This is a genomic window from Mycobacterium sp. IS-1556, from assembly GCF_001499985.1.
Lineage (GTDB): Bacteria > Actinomycetota > Actinomycetes > Mycobacteriales > Mycobacteriaceae > Mycobacterium.
This window is the reverse complement of the sequence record NZ_LQIM01000015.1, coordinates 1-12,659: the sequence shown is the minus strand read 5'-3', so window position 1 is coordinate 12,659 and position 12,659 is coordinate 1. Positions and strand designations below refer to the sequence as shown.

Annotated in this window: 16 protein-coding genes; 8 read left to right on the top strand and 8 right to left on the bottom strand. The window is 69.0% G+C overall.

The window, feature by feature from the left end; translation table 11 throughout:
- Positions 1–3: 3 nt before the first annotated feature.
- From AU187_RS12810 to AU187_RS12795, 4 genes are read right to left on the bottom strand one after another with little or no spacing between them, the layout of a single operon-like run.
- Complete coding sequence (locus AU187_RS12810; RefSeq protein WP_059166814.1) at positions 4–819, bottom strand: alpha/beta hydrolase; 816 nt, start codon at positions 817–819, stop codon at positions 4–6.
- Entirely contained in the window at positions 819–1,850 is a 1,032-nt protein-coding gene (locus AU187_RS12805) for an NAD-dependent epimerase/dehydratase family protein (protein WP_059166813.1), read from the bottom strand. Before AU187_RS12805 ends, AU187_RS12810 begins: the two co-directional genes overlap by 1 nt.
- Positions 1,847–2,623 (bottom strand): S-methyl-5'-thioadenosine phosphorylase, encoded by a 777-nt coding sequence (locus tag AU187_RS12800; RefSeq protein WP_059099496.1) that lies wholly within the window; start codon positions 2,621–2,623, stop codon positions 1,847–1,849. The genes AU187_RS12805 and AU187_RS12800 overlap by 4 nt, the downstream gene beginning before the upstream one ends.
- A 3-nt stretch (positions 2,624–2,626) precedes the next feature.
- On the bottom strand, positions 2,627–2,851 hold the full coding sequence (locus AU187_RS12795) for a hypothetical protein (protein ID WP_059099497.1): 225 nt from the start codon (positions 2,849–2,851) through the stop codon (positions 2,627–2,629).
- A gap of 44 nt (positions 2,852–2,895) precedes the next feature.
- Here AU187_RS12795 and AU187_RS12790 point away from each other — a divergent pair, with 44 nt between their 5' ends.
- Positions 2,896–3,777: a 1,4-dihydroxy-2-naphthoate polyprenyltransferase gene (locus AU187_RS12790; protein ID WP_059166812.1), complete on the top strand. Its 882-nt coding sequence runs from the start codon at positions 2,896–2,898 to the stop codon at positions 3,775–3,777.
- A gap of 110 nt (positions 3,778–3,887) precedes the next feature.
- Here the strand turns inward: AU187_RS12790 and AU187_RS12785 are convergent, their stop codons facing one another.
- Both AU187_RS12785 and AU187_RS12780 read right to left on the bottom strand, forming a co-directional pair.
- Positions 3,888–4,988 carry a DUF1214 domain-containing protein gene (locus tag AU187_RS12785; RefSeq protein ID WP_059166811.1) on the bottom strand — a complete coding sequence of 367 codons (1,101 nt, stop codon included), beginning with the start codon at positions 4,986–4,988 and terminating at the stop codon, positions 3,888–3,890.
- Positions 4,985–5,560 carry a TetR/AcrR family transcriptional regulator gene (locus AU187_RS12780; protein ID WP_059166810.1) on the bottom strand — a complete coding sequence of 192 codons (576 nt, stop codon included), beginning with the start codon at positions 5,558–5,560 and terminating at the stop codon, positions 4,985–4,987. Before AU187_RS12780 ends, AU187_RS12785 begins: the two co-directional genes overlap by 4 nt.
- Positions 5,561–5,657: 97 nt before the next feature.
- Between AU187_RS12780 and AU187_RS12775 the strand changes: the two genes are divergently transcribed.
- Positions 5,658–6,839, top strand: coding sequence for a sulfotransferase family protein (locus AU187_RS12775; protein ID WP_082691819.1), 1,182 nt, complete (start codon positions 5,658–5,660; stop codon positions 6,837–6,839).
- Here AU187_RS12775 and AU187_RS12770 read toward each other — a convergent pair.
- Together AU187_RS12770 and AU187_RS12765 are read right to left on the bottom strand one after the other, a co-directional pair.
- The gene (locus AU187_RS12770) at positions 6,836–7,402 is read right to left on the bottom strand and encodes a Clp protease N-terminal domain-containing protein (RefSeq protein WP_059166840.1); all 567 of its coding nucleotides are present in this window, start codon (positions 7,400–7,402) and stop codon (positions 6,836–6,838) included. The genes AU187_RS12775 and AU187_RS12770 overlap by 4 nt on opposite strands.
- Before the next feature lie 2 nt (positions 7,403–7,404).
- Positions 7,405–7,626: a helix-turn-helix domain-containing protein gene (locus tag AU187_RS12765; RefSeq protein WP_059099502.1), complete on the bottom strand. Its 222-nt coding sequence runs from the start codon at positions 7,624–7,626 to the stop codon at positions 7,405–7,407.
- A gap of 96 nt (positions 7,627–7,722) precedes the next feature.
- On the opposite strand from AU187_RS12765, the gene AU187_RS12760 reads away from it, so the two are divergent.
- The 6 genes from AU187_RS12760 to AU187_RS12735 all read left to right on the top strand — a co-directional run.
- A complete protein-coding gene (locus AU187_RS12760; protein ID WP_059099503.1) occupies positions 7,723–8,724 on the top strand; it encodes an AAA family ATPase in 1,002 nt (333 codons plus the stop codon).
- 7 nt (positions 8,725–8,731) lie between these two features.
- Entirely contained in the window at positions 8,732–9,604 is an 873-nt protein-coding gene (locus tag AU187_RS12755; RefSeq protein ID WP_059166808.1) for a DUF58 domain-containing protein, read from the top strand.
- Entirely contained in the window at positions 9,594–10,067 is a 474-nt protein-coding gene (locus AU187_RS12750; RefSeq protein WP_059166807.1) for a hypothetical protein, read from the top strand. Before AU187_RS12755 ends, AU187_RS12750 begins: the two co-directional genes overlap by 11 nt.
- Positions 10,058–11,062: a hypothetical protein gene (locus AU187_RS12745; protein ID WP_059166806.1), complete on the top strand. Its 1,005-nt coding sequence runs from the start codon at positions 10,058–10,060 to the stop codon at positions 11,060–11,062. Before AU187_RS12750 ends, AU187_RS12745 begins: the two co-directional genes overlap by 10 nt.
- Entirely contained in the window at positions 11,059–11,997 is a 939-nt protein-coding gene (locus tag AU187_RS12740) for a vWA domain-containing protein (protein WP_059166805.1), read from the top strand. The genes AU187_RS12745 and AU187_RS12740 overlap by 4 nt, the downstream gene beginning before the upstream one ends.
- The coding region (locus AU187_RS12735; RefSeq protein ID WP_059166804.1) for a hypothetical protein at positions 11,997–12,659 on the top strand (663 nt) is incomplete at its 3' end. The genes AU187_RS12740 and AU187_RS12735, both read left to right, overlap by 1 nt.

Genomic DNA, 12,659 nt, shown 5'->3' with positions numbered 1-12,659 from the left:
TCACTAAGTCAGACCTGTATCCGAGAGAAACCTCCGGATCTCGTCGAGCATCTGGCCGCCGACGAGCAGCTCCGGGTCGTTGTGTCCGGCGCCCGGCACCAGCACGTAACGCTTCGGCTCGTTGGCGGCGTCGTACAGCCGGCGGCTCATCGACTCGGGCACGATGTCGTCGCGAGCCCCCGCGATCACCAACAGCGGTACCCGTACCGACGCGATGCGGTCGATCGATGGGTAGCGGTCGGTCAGCAGCCAACGCACCGGCAGCCACGGATAGTGCACCGCGCCGACATCGGGCAGCGAGGTGAACGGTGAGCGCAGCACCAGCGAGTGCGGCGGCCGTTCCACGGCGAGCCCGACAGCGACTGCGGCGCCGAGGGATTCGCCGAAATAGGCGATCTTCTCGACGCCCGGCTGCGCGGCCAGCCAGGTCTGCGCGGCCCGCGCATCGGCGGCCAGGCCCTCCTCCGACGGGCGGCCCGCATTGCCGCCGTAGCCGCGGTAGTCGAACAACAGCACCGAACAGCCCATCCGATTCAGCGCCGAGGCCAGCGGCACGCGCATCGACCGGTCACCCGCGTTGCCGTTGAACACCAGCACGGCGGGAGCGTCACCCTTGACCGGGAAAAACCAACCCGCCAATCGGATTTCGTCGTCGGTCTCGATCACGACGTCCCGCCCGTTGGGCAACATAGTGGCGGCGGACGGCAGCGGACCCGGCGACGGGAAGTAGATCAACCGCCGCTGCTGGGACCACAGGAGACCGATCAGACCCGCCGCCACGAGCGTGACGATAACGAGTATGCCGACCGGCCGGCGCATCAGGCCCGCAACGGCGCGAACGCGAACTCGCGCAGCCCGTCACGTGGGTCCACCGCCGCGTGGAAGCCGAGCAGCCGAGCCGCTTTGGCGGGGTCCGCGACGATATGGCGGACGTCGCCGCTGCGGTACTGCCCGGTGACCACCGGCGGCGCGTCACCGCGTGTTTCGCACAGCTCGGTGGCCACCTCCAGGATCGAGATCGGCCGACCCGAACAGACGTTGAACGCGCCGAACCCCTCCAGCCGGGATTCCACGGCCACCACGTTGGCCGCTGCCACGTCGTCGACGTGGACGAAGTCGCGCATCTGCCCGCCGTCCTCGAAAACCCGCGGTACGTCACCTGATTCGAGTTCCGACCGGAAGATCGCCGCCACCCCCGAATACGGGGTGTCGCGCGGCATGTAGGGGCCGTAGACGTTGTGGTACCGCAGGGCGGTGACGGCACCGCCGACCGCCTCGGCCCACGCCAGCGCGTAGTGCTCCTGGGCCGTCTTACTGGCCGCGTAGAGGCTGCGGGGCCGCAGCGGCGCGTCCTCACCCACCAGCCGCCACTGGACCAACGCCCCGCACAGCGGGCACCGGTGCTCGAACACGCCGGCGTCGAGGTCGGCGCGGCTACGTGGGTGCGGGTCGACCGGCCCGTGTTCCGGACAGTCATAGCGGCCCTGGCCGTAGACGACCATCGACGACGCCAGCACCAGCCGCTGACAGCCCGCCGCGAACATCTCGGCCAGCAGCACCGAGGTGGCGTAGTCGTTGTGACTGGCGTACGACGGCGCGTCGGCGGCGTTCACGCCCGCTCCGACCACCGCCGCCTGATGGCACACCACGTCGACGCCCTTCATCAGCGGCGCCAGCGCGGACGCGTCGCGAATGTCGAGCACCCGGCAGTCGGCGGGCGCCTCGGCGCCGGACCCGTGGGCGGCGGGCAGCATGGCGTCGACGGCGATCACGTCATGGCCGGACTCGCGCAGCGCCGCGTCGACCCGGGCGCCGATGAAACCGGCCGCGCCGGTCAGCAGGACTCTCACGGGAGTTCGAACGGCAGTCGGACGCCCTCATGCGCCAGGCAGTGCGTACAGGAATTGACCTGGGCTGTGCTTTCTATCGCCTCGTGCACGAGCTTCTTGAACGGCACCATGTTGCGCTCGAATTCGGCGAACACATCAACCGTCCGCACGCCGGCGCCGGCTTCGATGCCGGCGTCCAGATCGGTCACCAACGCTATTGCGGCATAACACATCTCGAGCTCACGCGCCAGCGCCGCCTCGGGATAGCCGGTCATGTTGACCAGGGTGAAGCCCTGGTTCGCGAACCACCGGCTCTCGGCGCGGGTGGAGAACCGCGGCCCCTGCACCACCACCATGGTGCCGCCGTCGACGACGCCGGGCAGGTCGGCGGCCGTCGCGCGCAACGTCGGGCAGTACGGGTCCGCGAATGCGACGTGGATGCCGCCCGAATCGAAGTAGGTGTCGGCGCGGCCGCTGGTGCGGTCGACGAGTTGGTCGGGCACCACCATGGCGCCCGGCCCGAGCTCGGGTGTGAGGCTGCCGACCGCGCACGGACCGAAGATGCGTCGCACGCCGAGTGTGCGCAGCGCCCACATGTTGGCGCGGTACGGCACCGTGTGCGGGGAGAACTCGTGGTTGACGCCGTGCCGCGGCAGGAACGCCACTTCGTGTTCGCCGACGGTGCCCACGGTGATCGGGGCGCTCGGCACGCCGTACGGGGTGTCGAGGTTGACGCTGCGCGCGTCGGGTCCGAAGAAGCTGTAGAAACCGCTCCCGCCGATGACTCCGAGCACGGTCTAGGTGGGCGGTTGATCGTCGACTTCGTCGAGCCGTTGCGACGCGAGGCGCACGGTGTCGCGGATCTCGAACGCGTCGGTGGCGAAGCCGCCGACGGCGTTGGCGACGTCCTTGACCGCGGTGGTGATGATCGAGACCACCTCACCGACGGTCGAGACGCCGGAGTCGAAGATCTCCTGCACGGCGTCCTTGCGAATCTCCGCCTTGCTGAGTCGGTCCTCCATGCGCTCAGTCTGCCACGGTCCGGGCCCGTGGGAGACTGGCGCTCGTGGCCACATTCGCCCAATGGGTCGAAGGCGCGCGACCGCGCACCCTGCCCAACGCGATCGCGCCGGTGATCGCGGGCACCGGCGCCGCGGCCTGGCTGCACGCCGCCTGCTGGTGGAAGGCGCTGCTGGCGCTGGCTGTGGCCGTCGCTCTGATCATTGGGGTGAACTACGCCAACGACTACTCGGACGGGATCCGCGGCACCGACGACGTTCGGGCCGGCCCGCTGCGGTTGGTCGGGTCGAAGGTCGCCACGCCGAAGGCAGTGCTCACGGCCGCGGTGGTGAGCCTGGCCCTGGCGGCGGTGGCCGGCCTGGTGCTGGCGGCAGTGAGCGCGCCGTGGCTGATCGCGGTCGGCGCGGTGTGCATCGCGGGGGCGTGGCTCTACACCGGCGGCAAGCGGCCCTACGGCTACCTGGGGCTGGGTGAGATCGCGGTGTTCGTGTTCTTCGGGTTGGTGGCCGTGCTGGGCACGCAGTACACGCAGGCGCTGCGGATCGACTGGGTGGGCGCCGCGGTCGCTGTCGCGATGGGCGCCATGTCGTCGGCGGTGCTGGTGGCCAACAACCTGCGCGACATCCCGACCGACAAGGAGTCCGGGAAGATCACGCTGGCCGTGCGACTCGGCGACGCCCGCACCCGGTTGTTGTATCAGGCGCTGATGGCCGTCGCGTTCGCGTTGACGTTGGTGCTGATGCTTGCGACGCCGTGGACGGCCGTCGGCTTGGTGGCGTTGCCGCTCGCGGTGCGCGCGGCCGCGCCGGTCCGGAAACGCCTCGGCGGCAAGGAGTTGATCCCGGTGCTGCGCGACACGGGGCTGACGATGCTGGTGTGGGCCGTCGCTGTGGCGCTGGCGCTCTGGCTGGCTGGGGATGTTCTTTGAACGGTCCTATGGGCGAGATTGCAATCAGGGCTGTGGAGTAGGCGGCTCATGGCCCAACAACCCTGACTGCAATCTCGGCCCTAGCCGGAGGAGGCAGTCCCTGTACCGGCCTACGCAACGGTCGTCGGGGCGTCGGCGGCCTTGACCAACCGGACCTCGGGCCGGGCTGGCACCGCATCGGCGAGGAACCACCGGAACGCCAGGTTGCCGCGCGGATAGTCCACCGTGGTAACCGAATTCGGGTGTGCGGTCATCCCGCGGGAGATGACGACCGTGACCGATCCGTCGGAGTTGGGCACCGCGCTGTAGCCGTTGACCGATGTCCTGGCGTCGGTGACGCCGGCCATGAACTGGTTCCACACCACCAGGTTCCAGAACCGGCACGCCGGCGGCCGGTGCGTGACGACCAGCGCCTCGTCCTCGGAGAGCACGAAGCTGCCGTAGGCGTAGCACGCATCACGCGCGGACCAGCCGAAGTTCGCGTCGGGCACCTGGTACGGCTCGGCGAATTGGTTTGCCACTTGAGAGATTTCGTGGCCGACCGTGTGATGGTCCTCGCCCCGGACGCCGACCGCCAGCGGCACGATCGCGAACATCGTGCGCAGCCACGCCGCACTGGCCCGTAGCGCGGCCGCGGTCTCCGCGTCGCCGTGGCGGATCGGGTCGGGCTCGTCGAGCGCCTCGATCCGCCACGCCACCGGCCTGCCGGTCAGCGGGTCGGCCTGGTAGTCGCGGGTCACCAGCACCACGCCGTCGTCGGTGGGCCCGTAGTCGAACGAGAAGTTGCCGTCGCGGTCGATGTCGAGGTCGTCGTCGCGGACGATGGCCACCACGCGGTCGGACCACGCGCCGGGTGACGGCTCGTTGTAGGCGGTCACCGAGAAGTACACGCTGTCGCCCTTGTTACCGCTGATGCGGTAGCGGCGCTTCGGGTCGACCGGGCACATGAAGTACCAGGCGTCGGTATTGTCGCCGCCCCAGCGGCGGTCGCGACGGAACGGGGTGTTGAGCTCGACCCACTGCGGCCGACTCGGCTCGGCGAACAGGTAGGTGTCGAACGCGACCCCGAGCGTGGTGGCCAACATGCGGTAGCCGTCGGCGACGTGGCGGTCGTCGGCGACGGCGCGATCCCCCTCGATGAAGCTGCGGTCCAGCCCGCCGAGTGTGTCGAGCAATTCGTGCCACGCCTTCGTGGATTCGTGGTCGGTCATGCGCTGAGTCCTCTCGTGATGAATTCGGCGGTGCAGTCCACCCATCCGTCGTCCAGACCGTCGCCGCGGGTGATCAACGCCATGAACGTCATGCCCGCCACCGCCTCGACGACCTCGGCGGCCGATACGTCGGGCCGGACTTCCCCCCGCGCGACGGCCGCGTCGAGTCGGTCGGTCAGCCCGCGTGACAGCACGTCGGCGAAGCGTTCGAGCAGCGCCACATGCAGTGTCGGATTCGCGGCCATCTCACCGACCAGCCCGGGGAGTGCGGCGCGGGCGGCGGGAGTGGTCAGCACGCCGGCCGTCCGGCGGACCATTTCGCGGATGTCACTGGGCAGCGATCCGGTGTCGGGAAGTTCGGTGGCGGTGCTGACCGGAAACACCGCCTCGTGCACGACGTGCGCCTTGCCCGGCCAACGCCGGTAGATCGCGGGCTTGCTGGTTCCCGCCCGACGAGCGATCGCCTCGACGGTCAGGTCCGCGTAACCGGTCTCGCTGAGCAGCTCGACCGTCGCGCGCAAGACGGCGCCGTCGATGCGTTTGTCACGAGGTCGCCCGATTTCCGTCATCATTACGAAACTGACAGTAACATAACTCGCTGTGACCGACACCACAGCACCCGCGCCCGTCGTGCTCGACGACCTCGCCGAGCCCCGCTTCCCCGCCGAGATGGAGCCGCTGCGCGAGATGATGGCCGCGATGGCGCCCGACTGCCCGCTCGACGCCGACGCGCTGCACGCCAAGGCCAGCGCCGAGACCGGGCTCGACGACTTCGGAGCGGACGACTACCGCGAGCGCCTCGACGTGTTTCTCGCTGCGCTGCAGGAGATCCGGGGTCTTCACGATGCGGGCGTCGTCAACTTCCACACCCAGCTGTTGCAGTGGCTGAAGAACCGTCTGCTTCTCACCGACCTACTGACCCGGCATCCCGAGATCCACGAGATCGAGCTGGCGCCGCCGGTCGTCATCGCCGGTTTGCCGCGCACCGGCACGACGCATCTGCACAACCTGCTCGCCGCCGGGCGGACCTTTCGGACCATCCCCTACTGGGAGAGCAATGAGCCGTTTCCGCTGCCGTCGGAGGCCGGCATCGAACCGGACCCGCGGCGCACCCGGATGGACGCCGCGGTGGAGTTCATGAACGCGGTGATGCCGCACTTCGCGCTGATGCACGAGATGACGACCGACCACGTGCACGAAGAGATCCAGCTGCTGGCCAACGACTTCTCGTCGATGCTGTTCGAGACGCTCGGACACGTGCCACGGTGGCGCGACTACTACCTGAGCCACGACCAGACACCGCACTACGAGCACCTGGCCACCCAGTTGAAGGCGCTGCAGTTCCTGCGCGGCGGCAGGCGCTGGTTGCTCAAGTCCCCACAGCATCTCGAGCAGTTGCCTGTGCTCGACCGCGTGTTCCCCGGCGTGGTGGTGATCGCCACCCATCGCGATCCGGTGCCGGTGGTGTTGTCGATGCTCGCGATGCTCACGTACTCGGCGCGGATGCACTGCGCGCCGGTGCCGGTCGAGCAGATCGCGGCGTGCTGGGTGGACCGGCTCGAGCTCATGCTCAACGCATTGATCCGCGACCGCGATGCCATCGGGCCACAGCGCTCGATCGACGTTCGCTTCGACGACTTCATGGCCGACGAAATCGGCACCGCCGCAAGTGTTTACGAGCTGGCCGGTGAGCCACTCACCGATGAGGCACGCGCCGCGATGGTCGACTATCTGACCGGACACCAACGCGGCCGGCTGGGCCGGGTCGCGACGTCAGCGGAGATGTTCGGGCTGGACCCCGAAGACCTGCGACGGCGGTTCGCCCCCTACGTCGATCGATTCCTGGCTTAAGCGGCCTCGTCGAGCAGTCCGACGATTTCGGCGCGCAGCCGATCCACATCGACGTGCTCGGTGATCAGCCCGACGGCCGAGCGGTCACCACTGCGCAGGATGCCCAGGACCACGTGTTCGCAGCCAATCGTCGAATCCTTGTGCGCCAACGCTTCTCGCAACGCGAGTTCGAGCGCCTTCTTCGACGCCTTGGTGAACGGAAGGTGGCCGTATCGGCGCCTGCGCCGACCCGACTTGCGCAGCGCATTGTTCCAGGCGTCCTCACCGAAGGTGCGAGCGATCTTGTCCCGAACGGCGTGCAGGTCGATCCCAATGGCGCGCAACGCTTCTGCGTCGTCCTCGAATGTCGGGTCGTCCGCGTCATCGGACGGTTCCAACCGGCCGCGGACCGACTCGGCGGTCAACCCGTACGAGCCGAGCAGTCCTGACAGTCCACGACCCGCGCTCTGCAAGACGCCCACCAACAGGTGTTCGGGCCGGATCTCTTCTGCGCTCAGCTCACGGGCCTCCTCCTGCGCCAGCACCACGGCGACGCGGGCACTACGGGCGAATCGCTCGAACATCGTCATACCTTCCGGTTGTATTTCTTGTGCACGGCCTGTCGGCTGACACCCAGCGCGGCGGCGATGTCCTGCCAACTCCACCCCCGCTCGCGGGCGTTGGCGACGTGAATCGCCTCCAGTCGTTCCTGCAGTCGCTGCAGCGCCCGGATCGCACGCAGCCCGTCGGCGGGTTCCGTGCTGGTGGCACCGTCGAGCATCGCTTCCAACAGGTCCTCATCGGTCATGTGTCAATCTTAGTTGACGACAGCTACGTATGACAACCGTGTGTCGATACTCTGGCCCGGGTATCCGCATCCGGCAGCCGGACCCGAAAGGCATTCATGACCGCAGCACGGACACGCATCGACCAGCACGATCTCGCGGAGGCGCAGCGCATCGTCGCCGCGGTCTCCGACGCGTTCTCGACCAAGGTGGTCGGCCAGGAGAACCTCCGCGAGTCGTTGCTGATCGGCCTGCTCGCGGGCGGCCACATCCTCATCGAGAGCGTGCCGGGGTTGGCGAAGACGACCGCCGCGCGCGTCATCGCCGAGTCCATCGACGGCGGGTTCCGGCGTATCCAGTGCACGCCGGATCTGCTGCCGAGCGACATCATCGGCACCCAGGTGTACGAGTCGGCGACCAATTCGTTCGTCACCCAGCTCGGCCCGGTGCACACCAACATCGTGCTGCTCGACGAGATCAACCGGTCCAGCGCCAAGACCCAGAGCGCGATGCTCGAAGCGATGGAGGAACGCCAGACCACGATCGCCGGCACCGAGTACCCGATTCCCGAGCCGTTTCTGGTCATCGCGACGCAGAACCCCGTCGACCAGGAAGGTACCTATCCGCTGTCCGAGGCGCAGACAGACCGGTTCATGCTCAAAGACGTCGTGCACTACCCCTCCGCCGAGCAGGAGGTGGAGGTGATGTTCCGGATGGACGCCGGGCTGTACGACAAGAACCACCGCAGCAGGCCAGTCGCCGGTCTCGACGAGATTCGGCGGCTACAGGACGTCGTGCGTCACATCCACATGGACCGCGCGCTGATGCACTATGCGAGCCAGTTGGTCGGCGTCACCCGCGAACCCGACCAGCACCTGCCGCGACAACTCGCCCGGCTCATCGAATACGGTGCCAGCCCGCGCGCCACCATCGCGTTCTGCAACGCCGCCCGGGCGCTGGCCCTGCTCTCCGGCCGCGCCCACGTCATTCCGGGCGACATCGCCAAGCTCGCCCACCGCGTGCTGCGGCACCGGCTCATCCTCGGCTTCGAAGCCGCCAGCGCCAACGTCACCCCCGAGCTGATCATCGACGCTGTCCTGCAAGCGGTTCGAGTCCCGTAGGGCCGTCATGGGCAAACACCTCACCACGGCGAGGACGCACTTCGGCACCGACACCCGCGGCATGCTCGAAGGCGGCCGCTACGCGCTCGTGCACACCCGCAGCCTGGAATTCGACGATCTGCGGCCCTACGTGCCCGGCGACGACGTCCGCGATATCGACTGGAAGGCCTCGGCCCGCTCCGGCCACGTGCTGATCAAGCGGTTCGTGTCCGAAAAGCACCACAAGGTGCTGATCGTCGCCGACGCGGGCCGCAACATGACCGCGCTGACACCGAGCGGCGAACTCAAACGCGATGTGGCCGTGAACATCATCGGCGCATTCGGGCTCATCACGCTCGGACGCTCAGATCAGATCGGCATGGTGTTCGGCGACGCGCGCGGCTGCGTCAACATCCGCCAACGCCGCGGCGAGACACACATCGAGAGCCTGCTGCACCGGTTCTACGGTCACACCGCGAACGCAGCCGGCCGCAGCGACATCGTCTGTCAACTGGATTACGTCGCAACGCATTACCGGCATCCGATGCTGATCGTCGTGGTGTCCGACGAACCGGAGGTCGACGAACGGCTCAGCGACGCCGTCACGCGCCTGACCGCCCGCCACGACGTGATGTGGGCGACGGTGTCCGACATGCCCGCCGTGGGCACCGCCGCCGACGACCGCGCCGGCTTCGACGTCTCGACAGGGCGTTTCGTTCTCGACACCGCCACGCTGGGCCCACGGGTGGTGGCCGCCTATCGCCGCGGCGAGCAGATGCGGGCGCACCGACTCGACGAGTTCATGACCGCCCACGCGGTTCCGCACACCAGGATCGCCGCCAGCAGCCAGATCCGCTCCCGGCTCGTCGAGTTGACCGGGGTGTTCGCCCGTGCCGGATGACCTGTTGCGGTTCGTCGGCGGGCCGATACCGTACTCGCCGGCATGGTTGTGGCTCGGCGTGCTGCTGACCGCCCTCGTGATCGTCTGGTATGTCGGCGTTTTCGTGTGGACGCTGCCGTCGCGGCGACTGCGCCGCATACCGGCGGTGCGTGCGCTGCACGGCAAGCTGCTGCGCCGCCGTTTCGCGCGGGCGGTGCGGCGTATCGCCGGCCGGCACCGCGACGGTGAGCTCACCGCCGCCGAGGCCGGTGCCGCGATGAGCCGCACCCTGCGCAGTTTCCTCAACCAGGCGACGGGTGTCCGGGCGCAGTACATGCACCTCGACGACGTCGCGTCCGGCGAGTTGGCGCCTGCCGCGCCGATACTCACAGCGCTCGACGACGCGCAGTTCAACGCTGCGTCACCGGTGCGCGTCGGTGAGACCGGCGTCGCGGTCGAGGAGCTGATCCGCTCGTGGCCCTGACCTGGTGGCCGGTCGCGGTCCTCGGTTTCGTTTGCCTTGCAGGCGCTGTCGCGCTGGCCGTGTTGGTGCCGACGAAGTCCTCGCAGCGACAGTTGCGACCGCTGGCGAACACGGCGCGGTTGACCCGACTGCCGGAGTATGCGCGGGTGGCGCGCGCCCGGACCGTGTCCTTGATCGTCACGATCGCCTTGCTGGTGCTGTTGTTCGGGGCCGCGGCACTGGCCAGCGCCCGCCCCAGCGGCTTGTGGTGGTCAATGCAGACGTCCGACGTACCCGAGGACATCATGCTGTGCGTCGGCCAACCGGCCACCGAGCCCACCACCGGCGAGTTCCTGTCCCACTTCGCCGAGCAGGCCAGGGCGTACGGCACTCAGCGCATCGGATTGACCTCCGTCAACCGCCGAGTGATTCCGCTGACCCGTGATCACCCGTTCGCGGTCGAAAAGCTCCGTGAGGCAGCCGCTCTGGCAGACTTTCCGGCCGACAGCGCGCTCTCGCCCGCTCAGCTGTCGGGGAAGCGCAACGCGCTCGCGTCGTTCGCCGCACCCGTCACGTACGTGGACTACGCGCCGAGCGCCGCCGACGTCCTGGCGCTGTGCCTGGCCGGATTCCCGGCCGACGAACCGCCCGACGAGCGCCGGCGCTCGCTGATCTACCTGGGCCCCGGCCAGTTACGCACGGCGGACGAGCCGCGCCCCTCCTTGTTCAGCGAGCAGCAGGTCACGGAGATCGCGCGTGAGCGCGGCGTCCAGGTCAATGCGCTGGTGTCGTCGCCGGGTCCCCTGCGGTCCGTCGTGGAAGCCACCTACGGGCGGTACGCGCCCATCGGGGCGGACCTGGCGGCTCAGTTGGACGGGATCCGCGCGCACCCACCGGATGCCGACCGGTCCGCAGTCCTCACCGGGTTCCGCGGAGACACCCCGACCGTCCCGTTGGCGGTCGCGGTCGCGGTGTCGGCGCTGTTGTGCCTGTCCCTGGCGGTGTTGCGGCGATGACGTTCTCACCCGTCGTACCTCCGGTGCTTCTGATCGCGATCGCCGCGGCCGTGATCGTGCTCCGGCTCATCACCATGTGGCAGTTGGCGCACACCGCGCGGCAGCGATGGACGACGGTGTGGCGATGGTCGGCCCTGACGCTGGCGGTGGTGCTGATGCTGATCGCCGCGGCCCGGCCGGCGATCGGCGGCGGGGAGCAGGCCTCGGTCGAAACCACATCGGGTGACGACGCGACGGCCAACGTGTTCCTGATCGTCGACCGCTCCGCCGACTCGGCCATCACCGATCACCTTGCCGGGCAACCGCGGATCGCCGGCATCCGCGACGACATCACCGCGCTCATCGACCGTTACCCGCGGGCCCGGTTCGCGCTGATCACGTTCGCGTCCCGCTCGTCGCTGGAATGGCCGCTGTCCGAGGACAACTGGAGCCTCAAGCCGGTCGTCGCAGGTGTGCGTCCTTACCCAGACGGCACCGCAGCCGAGGTGAATGCGGCGGCCGCCGCGAATGTCCTTCGCTACCAGCTGATTGCGGCCGGCCAACGCGACCCGGATGCGCAGAACCTGGTGTTCTACTTCGGGTCGGGCGCGCCGTCGTCGCGGGTGCCGCAGGGCGAGTTCGACCCGGTGCCCGGGTCGGTGGACGGCGGGGCGGTGTTCGGTTACGGGGCAACACGAAACGAGCCGGGCCTTCGACGGGTCGCCGATCAGCTCGGCGTGCCGTTCGTAGCGCGCGACGCCACCCGCCCGGTCACCGAGGCGGCGCCCGACGTGAGCGGTGTATCGCCCGCGCAGTCCACCGGCACCGCACCCGACCGCACGGATCTGTATTGGGTGTTCACCATGGTCGCGGCCGTGCTGTTGCTGTTCGAGATCTACCTCACGCTGCGCGAGTTTCGGACCAGCCGCGCGGCCAGCCGGGATGAGGACGTCTGATGCGCGCGCACAGTCCCCGTCCGTCGCGGTTGCGATTGCGGCGCCGGCTGCTGCTGTTCTCGGCTCCCCTGGCGGTCGCGGTGATGGCGGTCGCCTTGAAGCTGATCTCGGCCGTGGTGGCCGGCGAATCGGCGGTCTCGAACTTCGCGCAGCGCGACGCCGATGCGCTGCGCGCCGATGTCGCGGTGATGGGTGTGCTCAACGTCGTCGAACCGGCGAGGGCGCCGTTCGCGGCCGGCGCGCTCGCGGTGCTCGACGGCCGTCTCGACGACGCCGACGCACACTTCTCGGACGCGCTCGGCCATACGCCGCGTGAGCAATCGTGTCCGATCCTGGTCAACCAGGAACTCGTCCGCGAACGCCAAGGCGACATGGACGCCTGGGAGAACCGACCCGACGCGGCCCGGGAGAGGTACCGCAGCGCGTTGGCCGTTGTGGAGAACGCGCCGGCGGGATGTTTCGAGGCCAACGCCGATCCCGATCCCGAGCGCAGGGCCGTCCGCAACGACGCGGCACCGCGGCTGATCGCCAAGCTGGCCGGTCTGACCGCTCCGCCGCCTGTTCCGCCGCCTGCGCCGGTCCCCCCCCCGCCGCCGCGCCACCGCGAGCATCGCCGCGTTCGACGAAGGTCGAACGGGACCGGGCGCAGCTGCAGGCCCGGC

What these genes read in the sequence shown, in the direction of transcription:
- AU187_RS12810 (WP_059166814.1), bottom strand. Translation starts at nt 819, where the DNA reads ATGCGCCGGCCGGTCGGCATACTCGTTATCGTCACGCTCGTGGCGGCG.
- AU187_RS12760 (WP_059099503.1), top strand. Translation starts at nt 7,723, where the DNA reads ATGACCGCAGCACGGACACGCATCGACCAGCACGATCTCGCGGAGGCG.
- AU187_RS12785 (WP_059166811.1), bottom strand. Translation starts at nt 4,988, where the DNA reads ATGACCGACCACGAATCCACGAAGGCGTGGCACGAATTGCTCGACACA.
- AU187_RS12775 (WP_082691819.1), top strand. Translation starts at nt 5,658, where the DNA reads ATGGAGCCGCTGCGCGAGATGATGGCCGCGATGGCGCCCGACTGCCCG.
- AU187_RS12770 (WP_059166840.1), bottom strand. Translation starts at nt 7,402, where the DNA reads ATGTTCGAGCGATTCGCCCGTAGTGCCCGCGTCGCCGTGGTGCTGGCG.
- AU187_RS12755 (WP_059166808.1), top strand. Translation starts at nt 8,732, where the DNA reads ATGGGCAAACACCTCACCACGGCGAGGACGCACTTCGGCACCGACACC.
- AU187_RS12795 (WP_059099497.1), bottom strand. Translation starts at nt 2,851, where the DNA reads ATGGAGGACCGACTCAGCAAGGCGGAGATTCGCAAGGACGCCGTGCAG.
- AU187_RS12765 (WP_059099502.1), bottom strand. Translation starts at nt 7,626, where the DNA reads ATGACCGATGAGGACCTGTTGGAAGCGATGCTCGACGGTGCCACCAGC.
- AU187_RS12780 (WP_059166810.1), bottom strand. Translation starts at nt 5,560, where the DNA reads ATGATGACGGAAATCGGGCGACCTCGTGACAAACGCATCGACGGCGCC.
- AU187_RS12740 (WP_059166805.1), top strand. Translation starts at nt 11,059, where the DNA reads ATGACGTTCTCACCCGTCGTACCTCCGGTGCTTCTGATCGCGATCGCC.